Origin of the sequence: Haloferula sp. (genome assembly GCF_049672945.1) — a bacterium.
Lineage (GTDB): Bacteria > Verrucomicrobiota > Verrucomicrobiia > Verrucomicrobiales > Akkermansiaceae > Haloferula.
Genome location: NZ_JBATWY010000241.1, coordinates 18,586 through 37,878 on the forward strand (window position 1 = coordinate 18,586; position 19,293 = coordinate 37,878).

The following is a 19,293-nucleotide window of genomic DNA, read 5'->3' on the forward strand; positions in this document are numbered from 1 at the left end:
TCGATGGCGGGATTTACCCAATGTCCCGCCCCTTTCGCCTTCAACGACTTCCTGCGCCCATGAATGCCGCCGAGATCCGCCAGAGTTTTTTCGATTTCTTCAAAGAAAAGCAGCACACCATCGTGCCGTCCGGCTCGCTGTTGCCACAGTCACCCGGCTTGCTTTTCACCAATGCGGGGATGAACCCGTTCGTGCCGTATTTCCTCGGGGTGGAGAAGGCGCCCTATGATCCGCCGCGCGTGGCAGATACCCAGAAGTGCATCCGCGCGGGCGGGAAGCACAACGACCTTGAGGATGTGGGATACGACACCTACCACCACACCTACTTCGAGATGCTGGGGAACTGGTCTTTCGGCGACTACTTCAAGAAGGAAGCGATTCTCTGGTCGTGGGAGCTGGTGGTCGAGCGCTGGGGGCTGCCGGCTGAGCGTCTCTACGCAACGATTTACGCGCCAGACAAGGCAAAGGGTGATCCGGGAGAGTTGGATCAGGAAGCGTGGGATCTCTGGGCCGAGTTGTTCCGTAGCAAGGGTCTCGATCCGCGCGTTCACATCGTCGATGGAAATGTGAAGGACAACTTCTGGATGATGGGTGAAACGGGACCATGCGGACCTTGTTCGGAGCTCCACGTCGACCTGACCCCGAATGGCGACTCAAGAGGCCAATTGGTCAACGGCGACTCGGACGAGTGCATCGAGATCTGGAATCTCGTCTTCATTCAGTACAATGCCGAGGCCGACGGCAGCTTCCGCGACCTGCCCTCCAAGCACATCGATACCGGCATGGGCTTCGAGCGTGCCTGCTCGATCATCCAGAACACAAAGGGCTTCACGGATTTTTCGGTGAAGCCGAGCAACTACGCGACGGATGTGTTCACGCCGATTTTCAGAAAGCTCGAGGAGCTGAGCGGGAAAACCTATGTGGATATCTATCCCGAGCCCGGCGCGGATCGCAGTGCCTTCAGTGAGGAACTGAAAACCGCGATTGCCTTCCGGGTGATTGCCGATCACTTGCGGACGCTTTCGTTCTCCATTGCGGACGGAATCCTGCCGGGCAACAACGGTAGGAACTACGTGCTGCGCCGGATTCTTCGACGCGCGGTTCGCTACGGGCGGCAACTGGGTTTCTCGGGTGACAAGACCTTCTTCGGTGCCTTGGTGGCAACGCTGACCGAGCAAATGGGCGGTGTCTTTCCCGAACTGAAAGCGCGTGAAGCGGCTGTTAGGGTGACGCTTGAGAGGGAGGAAGCGAGTTTCAACGAGACCCTGGACCGGGGCTTGAAACGCTTTGAGGATTCTTTGTCCGAGGTGAAGGACGGCACGCTATCCGGCGAAGTGGCCTTCGAGCTCTACGATACTTTTGGCTTCCCGCTTGATCTCACGGAGTTGCTCTGTGCCGAGCGCCGACTCGGGATGAACAAGCAGCGCTTCGAGGAATTGATGGAGCAGCAGCGCGACCGCGCGCGTGCCGCGCAGAAGTCCACGGTGGTTCGCGCCTTGGATATCTCCACGGATGCGGAAACGGAGTTCGTTGGCTTCGAGGCCGATGAAGCCGATGTGCTCGTGCTTGAAGTCCACCCCCAGGAGGACTCCCTGTTCGTGATCACGGATCGCACGCCGTTTTATGCGGAGATGGGTGGCCAGGTTGGGGACACCGGGATTCTCGTGACGGGAGCGACCGCGCACGACGTCAGCAATGTCCAGCAGATCGGCCTGGCGCGTGCTCACGCGATTCCTTCAGATGCGGTGGTGAAAGCGGGCGACACGGTGAAGTTGCGTGTGGATCATCGTCGCCGCCGCCCGATTGAGGCGAATCACACCGCCACCCACCTTTTGCACTGGGCCCTTCACGAAGTCGTGTCACGCGATGCGGCTCAGCAGGGTTCGGCTGTCGATGAGGAACGGCTGCGTTTTGACTTCAACAGCGCGCCTGTGACCCATGAGCAGATCTGCCAAATGGAGGAGCTGGTAAACGAGAAGATCAATGCCGACGAGTCGGTCTCCTGGGTCGAGGTTCCCCACGATGAAGTGAAGAAGCGTGAGGATGTGATGCAGTTCTTCGGGGACAAGTACGGAGATACGGTGCGCGTAGTACAGATCGGTGGCGAGCCCGGGAGACTTGATGGCTACGCGATGGAGCTTTGTGGAGGAACCCACGTCCGCAACACCCGTGCCGTTGGCATTTTCAAGATCAAGAGTGAGGGCGCCATCGCTTCGGGGGTTCGCCGGATCGAGGCGGTGACCGGAGAGCGGACCTGGCAGTATTTGCAGGGAGTTGTGATGTCGATCGAGGAGGAATCGATGACGATGCGGGCGAAACTTGCGGCCGCGAATGCCAATCTGGATTCCCTTGGAGAGGAGCCGGTTGATGTCGGCGACCTGCCCAAAATCGTTTACGAGGCCCTCGTCCAGCAGCGGGATATCCGCAAGATCAACCTCGTGCTGGATCGCTCGCGGACGAAGCTCGAGGAGCTGAAGGAGGCGGTCGTTGAAGCGGAGAAGCGTTTCAAGAAGCTGCAAGCCTCAGCTGCGGCGAAGCAGGCGGACGCTGCGCTCGCCCTTCTGATTGAGAAGGGTGAAGCGATTGTAACCTCGATGGAGTCCGATGCCTCGTTGCTTCAGGAACTGCTGAATGGCTTGAAGAAGAATGGTTTTGCCGAAGCGGCCTTCGTGGTCGTGGATGACGGCTCGAAACTCCATCTCGGTGCCTACTGCGGTGAACAGGCTCTTGGCCGTGGCCTCAAAGCCGGAGACCTGCTGCGTGAACTGGCGGCGCTGGCCGGAGGCAAGGGTGGCGGCAAGCCGGACATGGCGCGTGGCGCCGCTTCCGAACGGGACAAGGTCGGAGCCTTGGAAAGCGCGGCTCGGGAGAAGCTCGGGATCGCTTGAGTTGGGCTCAGCTTGCTTCGTCGCTCGGCGAAATACCTTCGACGACTTCCTTCGTGGGGGTGGGATCGACAAGTTCGCGGAAAGTCCGTTCCCACTCGGTCGCCTTGTGATGGGTGATGTGCTTTTCGAGGTGTTCGAGCATCTGCAGCGCGGCACCGCGCTGGTCGCCGGCCTTGAAGACATCGACTTCCATCTCCCAGATCAGCTCAGGTTTTGTTTCGGCGAGAAACTTTGCGTACTGCGGTGAAAGGGGGTCGTCTTTGGCGCGGTCGCCATCGCCACTCCAGCGCATCACGGTGAGGTCCTCGCCGCGGATTCGACTGATCCAAGCTTCGCGCAGGGCCAGGGTGGTTTTCGGAGTGCGGAGAGGGGGCAGGATCACCTGATCGTAGACGTCCTTGATTGGGAGTGGCGACATCGGCCAGTCTTTGATCTTCAGGCCTCCCAGACCATAGGCTTGGGCAAAGATCGTGCTGGTTACCGGCTTCTTCAGTTGATCCCGGGCTGCCCTGGAATCGACCTCCGCGGCCGTGACCATGAGGGAGTCGAGCATCTTCGAGGCCTCGGGGGAGAGCTCGGCAATGTCGCCGGGATTCGCCGCTGCCTTGAGGGTCAGGGAAAACCAATTGAGCTGGTGACGCAGCGCCATGGCAAAGGCTTCGTCCTCAAGCTGCCTGCTCCTTCGCTTCCATTCGCGGAAATCCTGTCCGCTGCGATTCTTCTCCTCGAAGTTCACCTTCTCCACACACTTCAGATAGAGTTCCAGAGCGGCACTATTGCTGGCCATGCCTTGTTTGAAGGCGGCGGTGGCTCCGGAAAAGCGGGTGGCGACGTTGGTCTTGGCGGCTTCGCGCAGGGAGTTGAGCTTGTCCATCAGTGCTTCCCGTTCGGGCTCACTCAAGGGGCCTTCGGCAAAGGCGGTGGCCGTGAGGGCGACACAGGTCAGAACGAGAAGACGCTTCATGGGTGGTTACGAACGTGCCAGAAACCGATCCTCTTGGCGATAGTTGCGTTTCTAATGCCCCAAGAGCCCGTTTTCGATGGAATCGATCTCCTCGTCAGAAGTGAACTCGCCGGCACTCAGCCCGATCTGCCGGAAGCCCTTGAGGTCGATCATTTCCAAGTCTTCGGTCCGATGAACGATCTTCGCCGGGCGCCCAAGCCAGCGAGCGGTCTCGTAAAGGGCGCGGCCACTTGCGTCCTCGGGATCGGCGACGATCAACACCAGATCCGATTCGCGAGCGAGATTCCTCAGGGCATGTTCGCGTTGGATGGCGGCGGCGGCGAGGGTGTCGAGCACCTGAATTTTGCTGTCGCGGTGCCGACTGCGGAGGGATTCGACGATCGTGCGCGCACGGTGACTCGCAATGGAGGTCTGAAAGACGACACCCGTGTGCGGCGCGAAGGGTAGATCAGCGGCTTCGTCTACGGATTCGACGATGGCCACACCACGGATACCGCCTGCGATCGCGAGACACTCCGGATCACCGGGGTGACCGACAAGCACCAGTCGGCATCGCTCCAGGCGAAGCTGATTCAGGGTGACGCGGGCGCGACGGATGGCCGGAAGCGTGAGATCGATGAGTTGATAGCCTCTTTCCTTCCATGATTTTTGCTGAGTCAGACTGGTACCCGTCAAAGGAACCACCACCCGGTGGGTCGGGGCGCTGTGATCATCGATGGAACCTTCCAGCGCGCCGGCGCGGCGGGCCCGGTCCAGAAGCACGCGGTTTGGACCCGGCGCTCCCAAGAGCGTCAAAGGTCCTTCCGAAAGACGCCGAATCAGAAGATTCCAGGCATCCCGCGTCTCCTGACTCATCCCGAGCACCGCCGCCCTCCGGACTTCCTTTTTCGCTGAGGAGGAAACGGAGCTTGTCGAAAGGGTGGTCGCCATGGCTTTGTGATGCAAAGTGATTGGGTGAAAAGGAGCCCGATTTGGCGGTGGGTTGGGTTAGCTTTGTCATACAAAGCTTAAGTGGCAAGGTAAATCTGAGCGGTGATTAGTGAGCGATGGAGGATGGAGGATGGAGGATGGAGGATGGAGGATGAGGGATGGTGGATGAGGGATGAGGGATGAGGGATGAGTGGGGTGAGATGGCGCGGCCACCAATTGCAGCCATGATGGGACAGGTCCTTCGAAAGGCCCCGTAGGGGTCATCCATGATCGCCGTGGACTTTGAGTCCACGGACCAGTGCAAGTTGAGGATCGTGTCGCATCGCGACACTTCATCACCGAAGGGCCTCCAGAGATCTCCTCGCCTTCTATCCCCAAGAGTGGCTGTTAGAACCTGAAGCGTCGCGACGCGACGCAGCTCGCACGCGCGACCCATCCGTGGACTTGAAGTCCACGGCTATCATAAATCGTCCCAACGGGACGGGGTTAAGAGACGAAGGCGGCGATGGCAGCCAGCAGACGGATCAGCCACGGCGTGGCGTAGATGAAGACGGCCGGGAGGATGAAGCGGTCGCCAACTGTTAGAAAAAGGAGGAACGAGCCGAACACTCCAATGAGACCGCAGCGGACGAGGCTTTTGAACCGGCTCTTCCAAGCCGGGACGGGCGGGGCGTTCTCCGGATTTCCCTCGCTCATGGCTGGCTCCGGAAGCTACTTCCCAAGGTTGAGGATCTGCTCGAGGATCGCGAGGTAGTCCTCGAAGGCTTTCCTGCCTGCCGCGGTGAGGGAATACAGGGTCTGGGGGCGGCCATCGCCGGTGATCTTGAGGGACTCGACGTAGTTCGAAGTGCCGAGGGTGCGGAGGTGGGTGATGAGGTTGCCGTCGCTCATATCCAGCTCTGCCTTGAGGTCCTGAAACGGCCACGACTCGACGCGGGAAGCGAGCAGCGTCATGATGCTGAGCCGCCCCTTCTCGTGGATCGTTTTGTCGAGTTTGGAAAAGTCGATCATTCGCCCGTGCTGTCGCCGCGCGTGGAAGTGGTGACGATGACGGCACCATAGAGCAAGTGGAACCCGCCGAAGGTTGCCGCCATCAGCCCGGAAGGTCCGAGCCGGTTGAGCATCGGGGTGGCAGCCTGAATGATGGTCATGGCGGAAAAGCTGGCGAGGCCGGTGACGAGAAAGGCGAGGCCGAGCCAGAACATCGACTTGGGTGCGAACTCGCGGATGGCCAGCAGGGCTAGTCCGTAGTGCAGGATCCAAATGGATGCCGTGGCCATCTCATTGTCCTGTCTCAAATAGAGCAGCCCGAGAAATCCTCCGCCGATGAGTGAAGGAAGGGCCCCGCGGAGGGCGACCTTGAGGCCTTGCGACCACACGGACTTTTCGTTGGCGGAAGCGGAGCGAACGAGTTGCCAGGCACCGAAGATCAGGGCGATTGTGAGGCCGGAAAGCCAGACGATGCCCCAGGTCCAGCCCTGCTTCGGCTCCGAGAGCCAGCCGGCTGCGAGTGCCATCGCTCCTCCTACCAGAGCGGCCTCTCCCGATAGCGCGCGGAAAATCGTTGCGCGCTCCATCATCGAGCGGATCGCCCGGAGTTGATCGGCAGCTTCCTCGTGGGTGGTCATGACAATTCCTTTGCCATACAAAGCAGTAGGGAGGAAAGACGAAAGAATCCGATCTGTGTCCTAACGGCTCGGCAGATCCTGCCAGGGCCTTAGTCGAGCAACGTGCTGCGCGAGAAGAGCGCAACGACGGGAATCCCACGAGCTTCGATCGCCTCCCTGCCACCTTCCTCGCGATCCACGAGGACCAGGGCAAAAGCGACTTTGCCGCCTTCGCGTTCAATGGCGTCGATGGCTTTCAAGGTGGATCCGCCGGTGGTGATGACGTCATCGACGACGACGATGGTATTTCCTTCGGAAAAGTTGCCTTCGATCTGTTTGCCGCGGCCGTGACCTTTGGGTTCCTTGCGGACGGTGAAAACCTGCAGGGCTTCGTCGGGATGCTGGCGGGCGGAGGCCATGCCGATGGCGAGGGAGATCGGGTCGGCACCGAGCGTCATGCCGCCGATGGCGTCGATCGACAGGTTGTCGGCGACGATCTGTTCGCGGACGGCGTGCCAGCCCATGTCACCGATGAGGGCGGCGCCAAAGGGATCGAGCGCGGTCATCCGGCAGTCGATGTAGAGGTCGCTTTCCTTGCCGGATGCGAGAGTGAAGGTGCCGGTGCGGACGGATTTCTCGAGCAGCAGGGCCTTGAGATCCGGAACGGTGTCGGTCAGGAGTGTCATGCGTGGAAGCTGAATGAGTCGGGGCCACGTGAGAAGCGCGGAGTGCGGGGAGATGGGAGATGGGAGATTGGAGCGCGCGACTCGTCGGCATGAAAAAGCCGCCTGCCCTTGCGGGTGGCGGCTTTTTGAAAAACAAAAGCGACGAAATTCAGTTCGCAGCAGCTTCGCTGGGCTCAACGTTGACGCGACGACCGTTGCGGTCGAAGTAGACGTGGCCGGCGACGCGGGCGTGGACGGTGTAGTCCTTGCCGAGGTAGACGTTCAGGCCGGGGTGCCACTTGGTGCCGCGTTGGCGGATGATGATGTTGCCAGGAATGACGACTTCACCACCGAATTTTTTCACGCCGAGGCGCTTGGAGTGCGAGTCGCGACCGTTCTTGACGGAACCTTGTCCTTTTTTATGGGCCATGGAATTGGAAGATTAGAAGGTTAACTTATGCGATCGAGTTGATCTCGATCTTGGTGAGAGAGCGACGGTATCCCTTGGTCTTGTGGAATCCCTTGCGGCGCTTGAACTTGAAGGCGATGCCTTTTTTCCCGCGATAGTTGCTGAGGACCGTGGCCTGGACGCTGGCACCATCGACGATCGGTGCGCCGATCTTGATGTCTGCGCCTTCGCCGACGATGAGAGGGGCGAACTCGAGGACCGTGCCCTCGTCGAGGTTCAGGTTCTCGACATCGAGCTTGTCGCCTTGTTGGACGCGGTACTGTTTACCGCCGGTTTTGATTACTGCGTAGGCCATGGCCGTTGGAAGAAAGGATTGAACCCACGTTCTTGCGCGGGGGCGGGGAGAACACCACAGGCTTCCGATACCGGCAAGGGAATTTTTTGAAATCGACGGACGGAATTCTTTGGGTTTCCTGAGTGCCTGTGAAGCGATGTGTGGTAGATGAGACGGCAATGGAGAATCTCGGCCGTGAAGTGGCGGCCGATCTGGGCTCCGGGGCGGTTTTGGGCCTGGTCGGCGGGCTGGGGGCGGGAAAAACGCATTTTGCCAAGGGCCTGGTATCGGGCCTGGGATTTTCCGGGCCGGTGACGAGTCCGACCTTCGCGCTGGTCCATGAATACCGCGGGGGAAAGCTGCCGGTCTTTCACTTCGATTTCTACCGTCTGGACTCGGCGGAAGCCCTGCTGGGGATCGGCTGGGATGAGTTCCTCGACGAGGGCGGTTTGGTGATCGCCGAATGGGCGGACCTTTATCCCGAGCTGATGCCGGAACCGACCCGTTGGCTGAAATTCGAGGTGCGACCCGACGGAAGCCGCGGTGTCGAGGAGCTCGCGGGACCTTAGTTTCCGCCGAGTGAGCGGGAAACGGCATCCACCATGCGACTCAAGGTGCCTTGCGAGCGCTGGGCCGTGCCGTAGGCGTTGTTGTAGGTCCGCTGGGCCGTTTCGTAGCTGCGCGCGCCGGTATCGGAGGTGCGGAGAGCTGTGCCTTGAGTCCGGTAGGCGGCCGCCGGGGCATTCTGATAGGTGCGCTGGGCGCTATCGAGCGTGCGATAGGCCGTGTCCACGGTGCGATTGCTGGTACCGCAGGAGCTGAGTAGCAGTCCGGCGCAGCCGATCAATGTGGAGACAAGGGCTTTCATGAGGACGGGAGCCTAGTGGCCGAGACGCGGGGGTCAATGCGCCATTTAGTCTGCACGGCTGTCGAGCTGGAAGACCTGGCCCGAGGTGTGGGGGAGCTGTTGGTGGAGATGGAGCAGGAAGCGAGCGACGGAATCGGTCGTATTCAGGCGGCCCAGCGTGTGATCGCGTAGCACCTCATCCTTGCGGGAGGGGCTGACGGAAGCGGTCATGCGGGTCTCGAGAAAGCCGGGCAGGATGACATTGACGCGGATGCCCGCCGGGCCGACTTCGCGGGCGAGCGACTTGGCCAGTCCGATCAATCCGGCCTTGGCAGCGGCGTAGGCGGCTTGTCCGGCGGGCGGATGGATGGCCGAGTGGCTGGAAATGAAGATCAAGTGGCCGCGCCGACGGCGAAGCATTGGCTTGAGGGCGGCCTTGGCACAGCGAAAGGCACCGCCGAGGTTGACTTCGAGCTGGTGATCCCAGTCCGTCTCGCGAGTTCGGGCGAGGAGGCCGTCGAGGCTGACACCGGCATTGGCGACGAGCAGATCGAGGGGCTCAGAGTTTTTGAAGAAAGCGTCGACCGAGTCGGCACTGGCGACATCGAGCTCGCTGCGGCCCGGGGCCTGGACGAAAAACCCTTCCTCGCGAAACGACGAGGCGATCCGGCTTCCCAGATCGCCATGACCGCCGGTGACGAGCACGTGTTCCATCGCGCTTGAGCCTGTCGCTCAGGCCGACAAGCGCAAGGATGGAGAGTGCTCGTTGGTGATTAGCGGGAGGCCGCCGATTGAGGAGCCGGGCGGATCACGGTGGCGTGCTCGTCGTAGTTCGCGACGCCGCCGGCCTGTTCGAGCAGGTAGTCGAGGGCGACCTTGGCGGGGATGTTCTTCAAGCGCAGGCTGACTTCCCTTTCGCCGAGTTCGTTCTTCGGATCACGGATCACGAAGTTCGGACTGTAGGTCGACTTCGGATCGGCTTTCTTGGATTGCTCGGCGACCATGAAGTCCAGGGCTTCGAGCCCTTCGGAAAGGGTCACGCCATCCATGTCGACGCTTGGAAGCTTGATCGCGGCGAGTTGGTTGCTGCGGCGTTTGGCAATCAGTTCCTCCCGGTTCTCCGTGAGTCGGCCGAGCTGGTAGCGGGCGTAGGCGTGATTGGGTTTGAGGCGCAGCGTTTCGATGAAGGCGGCGCGGGCACCGGCGATGTCGCCCTGGGCCATGGCGTCCATGCCCAGCTTGTAGGAGTTATCGGCATCAGCACCGAGTGCTGGCAGGGCGAAGATGGCGAAGACTGCAAGAATGATGGAGTGTTTCATGGGCTTGTGGGTTGAGCTTGTTTGCGGACAGAAGCGCCTCAAAAAATATAAGGCGTTCTCCTAACATCGCTCTTTATTCGGCGTTTCTCAACCTCGGAGTTGAACATCCGGTGCCGAAACGTCATTCCCTGAGCGGTGAATGACCATGAATTGTGGATGCATCGTGCGATTGAGGAGGCGAGCCGAGGGATCGGCCGGACGTCCCCGAATCCGCCGGTTGGGGCGGTCATCGTCGGAAATGGCAAGGAACTGGGCGCGGGCTGGCATCGGGCCGCCGGTCAACCTCATGCGGAGAGGGAGGCGATCCGCGAGGCGTCGAAATTACATGGTCAAGACGCGCTTTTGGGGGCAACTATTTTCGTCACGCTCGAACCTTGTTCGACCGTCGGCCGCACGCCGGCCTGCACGACGGGGGTGATCGAGGCGGGGATTTCACGAGTCGTCTACGCGGTGGCGGATCCGAATCCCGCGCATGCGGGTCGTGCGGACGAGCTGCTGCGCAGCCACGGGATCGAGGTGGTGTCCGGTGTTCTGGCGGACGAAGCTGGGCGTTTGATCCGGCCTTTTGCCAAGGTGCAACGCTGCGGTCTGCCGTGGGTGATGTTGAAAACTGCGATGAGTCTGGATGGTCGGCTGACCCGTCCGCCCGGAGAAGGCATGTGGCTGACCGGGACCGAATCTCGGGCGGAGGTGCAGCGCTTGCGGGCAAGGGCCGATGCCATCCTCACTTCGGGTGAGACGGTTCGCCGTGATCGTCCGCGGCTTGATCTGCGTGATCCCGCGCTGCTTGAGGGCCGGGCGCAGCCGTGGCGGGTGGTGCTGACGGATGATCCCGAAAGCCTGCCGAAAGACGCGCCCCTTTTCTGCGACGGGCATTCGGCACGGACCTTGATCCTGTCGGGAAAAGATCCCGAAGCGGCCTTGCGGCAGTTGGTCATGGAGCACGGGGTGAACTCGGTCATGGTCGAGTGCGGCGGACGCTTGGCGGGCGCGCTATTGGATGCGGGGTTGATTGATGAAGTGGTGGTTTTCATGGCACCGATGCTCACCGCAGGACCAGTCGCGGCGCTGGGTGGTGCGGGTCTCCCGGAGGGGTCGACGATCGATGAGGTTCGGTTTGAGCGATTCGGCCAGGACCTCATGATGCGGGGAGTGATTCGAAAGACGACGACCGACGCGGAGTGACCGTCTGAAAAACAAAACCGCCGTCCTGAGAATCGGACGGCGGTTGAGGAAGAGAAATGGAATTAGCGGCACTTGCTACGAGAAGAATAGTAGCGGGAGCTGGGGTGACTGTTGAAGTAAACGCCCCGATTATTTGAATAATGGACTCCGTGACTGACTCTCCGTGGTTGCGGGTGGTAATAGGCCTTGGGCCGGCATCGATGGGTGATTGGTAAGCGTCTCACGCTGTAGATCGGCCGCCCACATTGATCGTAGTAGGCAATGAAGCGCTGTGAGTAGACCGGGCAGCCACAGGAGCTTCTCCCGCTGACGTAGGTATGGCCCGCATGGTAAGGCCGGGCTTCGGCGTTTGGAGTGGCAACGAATGCGGCCGCGGCAATGATGATAAGTGTCAGGAATTTCTTCATCGTGTGTTGAATTGGGATTCACGACGTTCGACCGGATGGCTGACCGACTTATTCAAATGGATTAAAAAGATGTCGTCGAAGTTGCACGTTCATGGTCGGGCATCATTCTGATGATTCGCTCATTTGACGTGGCGAAAATTTGGGCCACCTTGCCAGCTACCACCAACGATCATGAACGAGAACCAGCACTCATCCACCGGCGGAGAATCCCGCCGGAACAGCTTCCAGAGTTTTTCAGATGCCTTCGATGCGGCGCGGGAAGACGCGGGCTCCAAGGCGCGGGAGGCGGCTCCGAAATTAAAGGGCGCGCTGGAAGGCGCGGCTCACGAGCTCGCGTATGGAGTGGCATTCGGTGCCTGTTTCGCCGGCTATTTTGCGAAGGAATTCGTTCCGGAAAGCATCAAGGCCTCACTGCGACGGGGAGCCAGGGAAGGCAGCGGCGCGGCGGAGCGGGCGAATGAAACGCCACCGACAGCCGCTGGCTTTGAAGGCGCGGCGACCTGAATTTTTTGGTGCTGGTGTGGAAACGCCCGCCCCGATGATCGGGGCGGGCCTTTTCGTGGAAGCAAGGATCAGCGACGCACTTAGAATTCGTCTTCGAATTCAAGCCGCAGGCCGCCAGTGAAGCGGACGGCAACGTTGTAGACGAAGGCGGCAAGCAGACCGCTGAGGAAGCCGAGGAGTCCGTAGAGTACCGGAGCGAAGATCATGATGGCCAAGCCGACTCCGAGACCGGCTCCGATGCCACCGGCATCACCCGAAGCGAAGCCGCCGAACATCATGAGCAGACCGAAGGGGACGTAGAGCAGGCCGAAGGCGGCCATGATGACGGCTTGCACCGTGCCGGCGATCACCGGATCGATTCTCTTGAGCCTCTTGATCGAGCGCTGACCGTGGCTTCCAAACGCGGGTGGCAGATGAGGTGCCGGTTGCGGTGGTTGATAAGGGTCCTGGTTCATAGGGGTTGAGGATGATTTTTGAAGGACTACTGCGATTGTTCCTCAATGATCCTCTCGCGAAGCTGCTGCTGGGATTCGAACTGCTCAATCAACTCGTCGGGCACGCCCATTTCCCTGAGCTCGTCCGGGGTCATCGACATCATGGAGTTGACGATGAGAATGAAGACCACCGAGAGGATCAGGCCGAGGTAGCCGGTGATCAGGCCGGTGCGTGAGAGGCCTTTGCCGGTGAAGCGCGCGGGGTCCTGGCGGATCTTGTACGAGGCCATGTGCCCGGTGACAATCGCCGCGATGGCAAGCGGCATCGACAGGCACCACAAGAAGCAGGAGAGGAAGGCGACCAAGCCACAGACCAGTGACGCGATCGCCAAGCCATTGCTCGGAGGAAGATTGGACATGGGTGCCGGGCCAGTAGGTTGCGGACTTGGAGTGCTCGGGCTTTGGTAGGGAGATGGCCCGGCAGGGGCGGCACCTGTCGGCGCGGCGGTTGCTGCGGGCGGCGTGGCTCCGGGTATCAGGGAGCTGAGTTCCGGCACAGTCGAAGCGGGTTTCCAATCCGGCAGACCTTCCTGCCAGACGAGGTCCTTTTCGGGGTCGAATTGACCGTTGGCGGCAAGCCGCTGGAGTTCGGAAATGGGGACGGGTCCACTCTGCTTGCCGTCGTGGGCGTAATACCATTGGCTCATAGTGTCTGAGAACTATCAGCCTCGAGCCACCCGGACAAGGCCTCACGCGAAGAAGTGAACGCTAAGTTTCGTCCTGCACGTCTCCGTCCCAACGATAGCCGACACCGCGCACCGAGACAAAGTCCGCGCTGGAGGCCGGCCCGAGCTTGGCTCTGAGGGTCTTCACGCAGCGATCAACGCTCCGGTGGGTCACCAGCAGCCCGTGGCCCCAGACCTTGCCGATCAGTTGCTCCCGGGAAAGCGCTCGCCCGGCATTCTGGAGGAGCACGCTGAGCAGATCGAATTCCTTGGGTGTCAGGTTCACCGCTTTTCCCGCCAGGGTCAGCCTGCGTGCGGAGGTGTCGAGCAGGCCATCCTGGCCGAAAGTGAAGCGGGTCGAGCCGACATGGGTCCGGCGTAGCATGACCTGCACTCGAGCGAGCAATTCCCGCAGCGCGAAAGGTTTCACCATGTAGTCGTCCGCGCCAAGTTGCAGCCCCATCACCACATCGTCGGTCTGTCCCTTGGCGGTGAGCATCAGGATTGGCGTGTCGATCTTCTCCTGCCGCAGCGCGCGGCAAATTTCGTAGCCGTTCACGCCGGGCAGCATGATGTCCAGCAGGATCAGGTCGGCCCGCCAATCGAAGGCGAGCTGCAGCCCTTCCTCGCCATCGCTGGCGGCGCGCACGTCCCAGCCCTGAGCGGCGAGGTTGTCGCAAAGCCCGCGGCGCAGACTTTCGTCGTCTTCGATGATGAGGATGCGTGCGCTCATGGTGAGGTGGGGAGCAGGATGCGGAATTCGCTACCCTCGCCGGGTTCGCTGTCGAGCTCGATGCGGCCGTGCATCGCGGTGACGAGGCGATGGACAATGGAAAGACCAAGCCCGAGTCCGTCGCGCCGGCGTGCCAGGCGGCGATCGACGCGGAAGAATTGGCGGAAAATCCGGCGCTGATCGCGGGCCGAAAGGCCGATGCCCTGATCACGCACCGCGATGATCACTTCGCTGTTCTCGGCGCGGGCGCTGAGGGTGATGCGGCGTGGTGTGTCGGAGTATTTCCAGGCATTCTCCAAGAGGTTGCGCAGCACGGTGGCGAGGGCCTCGGGGTCGGCTTGGATCGGTGGCAGCGGTTCTGAGAGATCGAGCGAAAGGGTGTCGGCGTGGGCATCCGCTTTGCCGCGGAGCGTTTCGATAGCCTCCTCTAACAGTTCGGGAAGTGCGACCTGCTGGAGCTCAAGTTGGAGCACGCCGCGTTCGAGTCTGGAAAAGGTGAGGAATTCTTCGCCGAGTCGGCTGAGGCGCTTGTTTTCGCGAAAGGCCATGCGCAGGTAATCCGCACGGTCGCTGGGTGAGAGCTTGTCATTTTCGATCAGCGATTCGAGCAGCAGTCGTTGACCGGCGAGTGGTGTGCGGAGTTCGTGGGCGACGGAGGCGGCGAGATCCGTGCGCTGGCGAGCCATTCGGAGTTGGTGGCGGCCGATGAGCAGGGCGGTGATCGCGAGCGCAACAAGAGCGAGACCCGAAGCGCCACCGATCCAGATGAGGGATCGGCTCCCGTTTTCCGCCGAAGGAACATACGAGCGTGTCGCCAGAAATCGCCAGCGCTGGGATCCCCGCAGGGAAACTGCCACGCGGTCGTCGGGCGCATTCTCTAACAGTTCATAGTCATTGGTCTGATCGAGAAGATTGAGGATCTGATCCCGGGTCCAGAAGGTTCTCGTGGTGGTGTCATCGCTGGTCCTGTCGAATACCTCGTAGTTGGTATCGAGTAGCTCCGGCCGACCTTGAGCCGTGCGGATGAGTTCGATCTCCAAAAGCCTTTCGAGTTCCTCGCTTGGCTGAAGTTCGAGAAGCGGACGGATCAGCGTCAGTCGGAAGGCAGGCGACAGAGCGGGCGGGGAGAAATTCCAGACACGTTCGGAAAGCAGATCACCGAGTGCCGGGGAGCGATCACCATTTCGGAAAAGGGCAAGCAGAAGACCCGCCACCGGGTCCCGGCCGTCTTCAGCCCAAGCCCATTTCAGACCACCACTGTCGAGCGCTTTGGCGAGGTCTTCCGCCGAGGCCTTTCCCTCCCGGATTCGCTCCCGCCAAGGGTCGATGATGTCAGCGGGTGCCGGGTTGGATGTCATCGGTGCTTGAGGGGTCTGCCAAATCCCTGCGAAGGCACCAGACTTCGCCAGATCAGGAACGGACGGACTTGATTCCAGAGCGGCTTCCAGCTTCGACGAAAGCTCGATGGCTTCTCGCGAAAGCAGCCGTTCCTCCGCCTGACGGACGCGGGCTTCGGCGGCTTCCGTCTCACTGCGGACGAGGCGAACCATGATCCACATCCAGCCAGCCATCGCAATGATCAGACCAGCTCCGAAAAGGAGCCACCAGATGAGCTGTCGGGCTGAAGTCATGTTGAATCGAGAAGAGGCTTTCGACGACTTGCCGGCGACCTTGATGAGGAATCTGATTCCAGTTTTACCATTGGAAGTTGGCAACGATCTCCTTGGCCCGGGCTCGAGTCCTTTCTCGATCCGGATCGGTGAAGCCGAGACGAAGCGTCAGCGCTTTCTCCTCGCCGACGGCGAAAACCTGGTACTCGCGGAGGGTGACTTCTCCCATGCGGCCCTTCACTTCGAGGGTGATGCCTTCGACGCCGTCCACTTCGATCGCCTCCCAGCGATCCTCGAGCGCGTCCCATTCGTCGAACGACTTACCGACGTTCTTCAAAACAGTTTCAGCGAACTCGCGGGAACCGGCTTTGGCATCTTCGACCAGATTCTTGGTCAGGTTGACTTCAAGCATGCCGTCGCGCCCGGCGAAATCCGTGGGCCAGAGGTTGGCGCGGTAGATCTCTTCCTTGTCGGCCGTGACCCAGAAAAGAACCGGACCGGGCAGGCTGAAACTTGACCCGATTTTCTTCGCTTTGACCTCGCTTGGCGTCAGCGAATCCCAAGCTTGCTCGCCAATCAGCGAGACCTTGGCCGCGCCAAGATCCATCATCACGATGCGGCGTTCGTCATCGCGGCTGATGTAGAAGGTCTGCTTCAGGTTGGTTTCGATTTTCGCACAGGGGAAGGTGCCGGCGGGGACTTCGATGTCAGTATGCTCGGTGACTTCCATGGTGAACTCGATCGGAACCGCATTGTTGAGGCTGGCGATGAGAAGGGTTTTCTGTTTGGTCCCGATTTCCTGATTCAGGCAGCGCACGAGCTGAACCATCTGCTCGTTTTCATACAGCATGCTGGCGGCGTGCTCGCCCCGGGCATGATCGTAGCTGTCGATTTCCTCGCCGGTTTCCGAGTCAATGATCCGAACGAAGTTGTCCTCGCTGAAGAAAGCCTGGTTGTCGGCCATGCCCTTCATGAACCAGCGACTGTCGATGACGTGGTGGCTTTTCTGATGATACTTGCTGCGGCTCATGCTCGGGGTGCCGCCATTTCTGACCACGTAGCTTTCCCAAACCGGATCTTCTCCGGCTTCGACGATGTGTTCCGCCGCCAGAAAGTAGCCGATCTGCTGGCCATTTTTCAGCGTGATCTCCCATTGGTAGGAATGGCCGTCAAGCCAGGGAGCGGGGCCGAAGTTGGTTTCGGCAGGAAGCAAGCCGGCGGCTTTGACGACCCAGCGGTTGTCAGAGGGGAAACTTTCGCGAAGGGCCTCCAGCTGCTTGCGCGCCCGCTTCTCGTCGCCCTTGGTCTGATAGCATTCGGCGAGACGGTAGTGCGCTTCGGCCGTGAGCTTCTTCCACTTGCGGTCGTAACGGAGCACGGCCTCGAAGCGCTTGATCGCGGCATCAATGTCGCTTTCATTCTGCTGGAGCTGGACGCCTTCTTCCAGCATCTCGGCGGGGGACTGGGCGTAGGCGGTGGCGAAAGTGAGGCTCAGCAGGCTGCTGATGATAATGGATTTGGTCTTCATGACGAAAATCTTTCTACAGGCGTCGTGTGACCCTTTGGTGACGGATCGGGGTCGGTTTGAAGACCATGACAGGCATTCCGGAACTTGGCAGCTGTGGAAAAAGTCAGTGATCTTCTGCGAAAACCGGCCGGGACCCTTCAGTTTTGGCACCTCCGCCTTCACGGCATGGTCCGAATAGTGTTGATGGTTTAGGTTTCTTTAATAATCTCCCTTCCACCCCATGAGCCAACCCCTCGTTTTTCCCCTCGCTCTCCTGCTCGTCCTCCCGGCTTCCCCGGTCGATGCCTTCGTCTACTCGGAGGATTTCTCGACCGGTCTCGGTGGCTGGGATACCGCTGGATCCGAGCGCAATGGCAAGAGCTCGAGCCTTGCCCACAACCACATCGACAAGCGTGCCTCCTACCTCGATACCTCGGCTGGGATTGGCTACTACCTTGCGCCGACGGTCCTAACAGGTGACCTCTCCGCGGCCTACGGGGGGACCTTTGGATTCGATATCATCATTCCCGATGGCATGGATACCGGTCATTCGGATACTCACCTGATTCACATGGACGCCTTTATCTGGGCGACCAATGGAGACATCCTTGTCATTGACCTGAACCAACCGACTGATGGCTCCGCCGGTGAATCGCTGACGACATACGCGATTCCCCTGCATCAATCGGCAGGATGGAAACTGCTTGCCTCCGGTGTTTCGTATTCCAAATCAAGACTCTTCAGCACCCTGAACGTTCCCTCACCGGGAGCGGCCACCGGCACCCAATTTCAGGACGTGCTGGCGAACGTCTCGCAGATTGGATTCAGGGCCGAGTTCAGTGATGGGATCGACTCCACCGAGGGGGCGCAGGCTGGCTCGGCCGGGTTCAATCCGGAGTCGGAGTTGGACAGCGTGGTTTTCGGAATCGTCCCGGAACCGACCGCGATGATGCTCGGTTCGCTGGGTTTCCTGCTGATTGTCAGAAGGAGAAACCGGTAATGGACCGATTGTCACCCTGCTGGTTCCTCGGGCATCACTCTCAGGGAACCCGAAAAACCCAACCGTCCTGTAGCCCGGGTGTCTAACAGGTGTCTTTCTGGACAGGAGGGACAGGCGTGAATATCCGTCTTTTCGTCGTCCCCGGATGCCCTAGTGCAGCGAAGGCAAATCCACGACGCAGGCATTGAACCCTTTTCGTGGGTTTGAAGGATTCGAATTTTCTCGGGTCGGGTTTGAGATCCGCGGCGATACCGTCTTGCTGGAGCCGAAATCCTCATGGTGAGAATCCGGGGCGTTCCGGGACGACATGGACTTCCATTCCCGGTAGGACATCAGCGTTTTCTTCGAAGAATTCTTCATGGCTGAAATCCGGTGGAAGATTCGTTGGAGACACGATGTTCACTTCCGGTTTTCCAAGGGAGATCTCGAAGCAGGCCCGACAGGTAGTCCGTTCCCAGTTCGTCCGAAAATTGCAGGGTCTGCGGCGATTCTGAAGTGTGGACTTCTGCAAATGACGGCGTGTCATGACCATCATAGGCACTGATGGAGAGCACGGTGACGCCTGAGGAGACTCCAACTTGATCAAGACTAGCGGGACTCGAATGACTGCAGGCTGAGGCAGCGATGGCCAGCGTGGCGGACGTCAGTGCGGCAGCAAGCCGCTTCACCGGGAGACGAGGGGAAGCCTTAGGCGCCCTGTTCGTAGAGAACAGAATAGCTGAAGGCCCCTTGGGGGAGGGGAATTCGTTCATGGGGGGGATGGGGGGTGGCCGGAACCCGGGAAGGCTCCGGTGGCAGGATCATGCGTGATCAGACGTCTATTGAAATAACATAATCGCGTAATGAGCTGCCTTTTTCGGCAAGCGCAAACCTATCCTGCGTTGGCGCTGCCCGGAGTCGGATCGAGAGGCGTGAATACCTCGGGATTCGATGCAGGTCGACCCGTAGAAAGGTCGCTTTGCTGAAGACCAAAGTCGACCGAATCGAGCACCCCGTTTCCCCTGACATCCTTGTCGATGAGCATGATCGTCTCACCACTGGCGGAGAGTTTGAAATTGGCGTGAAGACCGGGCACGTCCCCGCCATCCTCATCGGCCCAAATCAGAAGATACCCTCCCGCATCGATGACGGTGCCGTCAGGAATCTCCCATTTGCGCGGATTCGCCGGGTTGTCACTCAAGTACATTCCACCCACATCAAGGGGGGAGGCCATCAGGTTGCGCAA

23 protein-coding genes and 1 pseudogene are annotated in these 19,293 nt (G+C 60.2%); 5 read left to right on the forward strand and 19 right to left on the reverse strand.

The features are described 5' to 3' along the window. Nucleotides 1–59 precede the first annotated feature (59 nt). Nucleotides 60–2,888: an alanine--tRNA ligase gene (alaS, locus tag WBG04_RS21040; RefSeq protein WP_424316697.1), complete on the forward strand. Its 2,829-nt coding sequence runs from the start codon at nucleotides 60–62 to the stop codon at nucleotides 2,886–2,888. A gap of 7 nt (nucleotides 2,889–2,895) precedes the next feature. On the opposite strand, the gene WBG04_RS21045 is transcribed toward alaS, so the two are convergent. The 8 genes from WBG04_RS21045 to rplU all read right to left on the reverse strand — a co-directional run bounded on the left by WBG04_RS21045 (nucleotide 2,896) and on the right by rplU (nucleotide 7,818). Continuing rightward, nucleotides 2,896–3,852, reverse strand: coding sequence for a hypothetical protein (locus tag WBG04_RS21045; RefSeq protein ID WP_424316698.1), 957 nt, complete (start codon nucleotides 3,850–3,852; stop codon nucleotides 2,896–2,898). A gap of 51 nt (nucleotides 3,853–3,903) precedes the next feature. Next, nucleotides 3,904–4,782 carry a hypothetical protein gene (locus tag WBG04_RS21050; protein ID WP_424316699.1) on the reverse strand — a complete coding sequence of 293 codons (879 nt, stop codon included), beginning with the start codon at nucleotides 4,780–4,782 and terminating at the stop codon, nucleotides 3,904–3,906. A 486-nt stretch (nucleotides 4,783–5,268) separates the two neighbouring features. Beyond that, a complete protein-coding gene (locus WBG04_RS21055; protein WP_424316700.1) occupies nucleotides 5,269–5,478 on the reverse strand; it encodes a hypothetical protein in 210 nt (69 codons plus the stop codon). A 15-nt stretch (nucleotides 5,479–5,493) separates the two neighbouring features. Next, nucleotides 5,494–5,793, reverse strand: a complete 300-nt coding sequence (locus tag WBG04_RS21060) for a transcriptional regulator (protein ID WP_424316701.1) — start codon at nucleotides 5,791–5,793, stop codon at nucleotides 5,494–5,496. Continuing rightward, entirely contained in the window at nucleotides 5,790–6,410 is a 621-nt protein-coding gene (locus tag WBG04_RS21065) for a hypothetical protein (protein ID WP_424316702.1), read from the reverse strand. The genes WBG04_RS21060 and WBG04_RS21065 overlap by 4 nt, the downstream gene beginning before the upstream one ends. Nucleotides 6,411–6,499: 89 nt before the next feature. Next, the gene (gene pyrE, locus WBG04_RS21070; protein WP_424316703.1) at nucleotides 6,500–7,075 is read right to left on the reverse strand and encodes an orotate phosphoribosyltransferase; all 576 of its coding nucleotides are present in this window, start codon (nucleotides 7,073–7,075) and stop codon (nucleotides 6,500–6,502) included. Between the two features lie 148 nt (nucleotides 7,076–7,223). Further along, nucleotides 7,224–7,484 (reverse strand): 50S ribosomal protein L27, encoded by a 261-nt coding sequence (gene rpmA / locus WBG04_RS21075; protein WP_424316704.1) that lies wholly within the window; start codon nucleotides 7,482–7,484, stop codon nucleotides 7,224–7,226. Nucleotides 7,485–7,509: 25 nt separating this feature from the next. After that, nucleotides 7,510–7,818: a 50S ribosomal protein L21 gene (gene rplU / locus WBG04_RS21080; RefSeq protein WP_424316705.1), complete on the reverse strand. Its 309-nt coding sequence runs from the start codon at nucleotides 7,816–7,818 to the stop codon at nucleotides 7,510–7,512. A gap of 140 nt (nucleotides 7,819–7,958) precedes the next feature. Here rplU and tsaE point away from each other — a divergent pair, with 140 nt between their 5' ends. After that, a complete protein-coding gene (gene tsaE / locus WBG04_RS21085; RefSeq protein ID WP_424316719.1) occupies nucleotides 7,959–8,366 on the forward strand; it encodes a tRNA (adenosine(37)-N6)-threonylcarbamoyltransferase complex ATPase subunit type 1 TsaE in 408 nt (135 codons plus the stop codon). Here the strand turns inward: tsaE and WBG04_RS21090 are convergent. From WBG04_RS21090 to WBG04_RS21100, 3 genes are read right to left on the reverse strand one after another with little or no spacing between them, the layout of a single operon-like run. Next, nucleotides 8,363–8,665 carry a hypothetical protein gene (locus WBG04_RS21090; RefSeq protein ID WP_424316706.1) on the reverse strand — a complete coding sequence of 101 codons (303 nt, stop codon included), beginning with the start codon at nucleotides 8,663–8,665 and terminating at the stop codon, nucleotides 8,363–8,365. The two genes, tsaE and WBG04_RS21090, sit on opposite strands and share 4 nt — an antisense overlap. Nucleotides 8,666–8,710: 45 nt before the next feature. After that, on the reverse strand, nucleotides 8,711–9,358 hold the full coding sequence (locus WBG04_RS21095) for an SDR family NAD(P)-dependent oxidoreductase (RefSeq protein WP_424316707.1): 648 nt from the start codon (nucleotides 9,356–9,358) through the stop codon (nucleotides 8,711–8,713). Between the two features lie 59 nt (nucleotides 9,359–9,417). Further along, nucleotides 9,418–9,963 (reverse strand): hypothetical protein, encoded by a 546-nt coding sequence (locus tag WBG04_RS21100; RefSeq protein ID WP_424316708.1) that lies wholly within the window; start codon nucleotides 9,961–9,963, stop codon nucleotides 9,418–9,420. A gap of 135 nt (nucleotides 9,964–10,098) precedes the next feature. Between WBG04_RS21100 and ribD the strand changes: the two genes are divergently transcribed. Then, entirely contained in the window at nucleotides 10,099–11,148 is a 1,050-nt protein-coding gene (gene ribD / locus WBG04_RS21105) for a bifunctional diaminohydroxyphosphoribosylaminopyrimidine deaminase/5-amino-6-(5-phosphoribosylamino)uracil reductase RibD (protein WP_424316709.1), read from the forward strand. Between the two features lie 62 nt (nucleotides 11,149–11,210). Here the strand turns inward: ribD and WBG04_RS21110 are convergent, their stop codons facing one another. Beyond that, nucleotides 11,211–11,555 carry a hypothetical protein gene (locus WBG04_RS21110; RefSeq protein ID WP_424316710.1) on the reverse strand — a complete coding sequence of 115 codons (345 nt, stop codon included), beginning with the start codon at nucleotides 11,553–11,555 and terminating at the stop codon, nucleotides 11,211–11,213. 171 nt (nucleotides 11,556–11,726) lie between these two features. Between WBG04_RS21110 and WBG04_RS21115 the strand changes: the two genes are divergently transcribed. Further along, complete coding sequence (locus tag WBG04_RS21115; protein ID WP_424316711.1) at nucleotides 11,727–12,059, forward strand: hypothetical protein; 333 nt, start codon at nucleotides 11,727–11,729, stop codon at nucleotides 12,057–12,059. 80 nt (nucleotides 12,060–12,139) lie between these two features. Here WBG04_RS21115 and WBG04_RS21120 read toward each other — a convergent pair whose 3' ends face one another. The 5 genes from WBG04_RS21120 to WBG04_RS21140 all read right to left on the reverse strand — a co-directional run bounded on the left by WBG04_RS21120 (nucleotide 12,140) and on the right by WBG04_RS21140 (nucleotide 17,089). Beyond that, nucleotides 12,140–12,514, reverse strand: a complete 375-nt coding sequence (locus tag WBG04_RS21120) for a hypothetical protein (protein ID WP_424316712.1) — start codon at nucleotides 12,512–12,514, stop codon at nucleotides 12,140–12,142. A gap of 26 nt (nucleotides 12,515–12,540) precedes the next feature. Next, on the reverse strand, nucleotides 12,541–13,200 hold the full coding sequence (locus WBG04_RS21125) for a GYF domain-containing protein (RefSeq protein ID WP_424316713.1): 660 nt from the start codon (nucleotides 13,198–13,200) through the stop codon (nucleotides 12,541–12,543). 61 nt (nucleotides 13,201–13,261) lie between these two features. Then, nucleotides 13,262–13,951: a response regulator transcription factor gene (locus tag WBG04_RS21130; protein WP_424316714.1), complete on the reverse strand. Its 690-nt coding sequence runs from the start codon at nucleotides 13,949–13,951 to the stop codon at nucleotides 13,262–13,264. After that, nucleotides 13,948–15,582 carry a sensor histidine kinase gene (locus tag WBG04_RS21135; protein WP_424316715.1) on the reverse strand — a complete coding sequence of 545 codons (1,635 nt, stop codon included), beginning with the start codon at nucleotides 15,580–15,582 and terminating at the stop codon, nucleotides 13,948–13,950. Before WBG04_RS21135 ends, WBG04_RS21130 begins: the two co-directional genes overlap by 4 nt. A gap of 64 nt (nucleotides 15,583–15,646) precedes the next feature. Next, a complete protein-coding gene (locus WBG04_RS21140; RefSeq protein ID WP_424316716.1) occupies nucleotides 15,647–17,089 on the reverse strand; it encodes a tetratricopeptide repeat protein in 1,443 nt (480 codons plus the stop codon). 220 nt (nucleotides 17,090–17,309) lie between these two features. On the opposite strand from WBG04_RS21140, the gene WBG04_RS21145 reads away from it, so the two are divergent. Then, a complete protein-coding gene (locus tag WBG04_RS21145) occupies nucleotides 17,310–18,068 on the forward strand; it encodes a PEP-CTERM sorting domain-containing protein (protein WP_424316717.1) in 759 nt (252 codons plus the stop codon). A gap of 356 nt (nucleotides 18,069–18,424) precedes the next feature. Here the strand turns inward: WBG04_RS21145 and WBG04_RS21150 are convergent, their stop codons facing one another. Both WBG04_RS21150 and WBG04_RS21155 read right to left on the reverse strand, forming a co-directional pair. Then, a complete protein-coding gene (locus WBG04_RS21150) occupies nucleotides 18,425–18,820 on the reverse strand; it encodes a hypothetical protein (RefSeq protein ID WP_424316718.1) in 396 nt (131 codons plus the stop codon). A 119-nt stretch (nucleotides 18,821–18,939) separates the two neighbouring features. Next, nucleotides 18,940–19,293 (reverse strand): annotated as a pseudogene (locus WBG04_RS21155) (hypothetical protein); the annotation flags it as partial.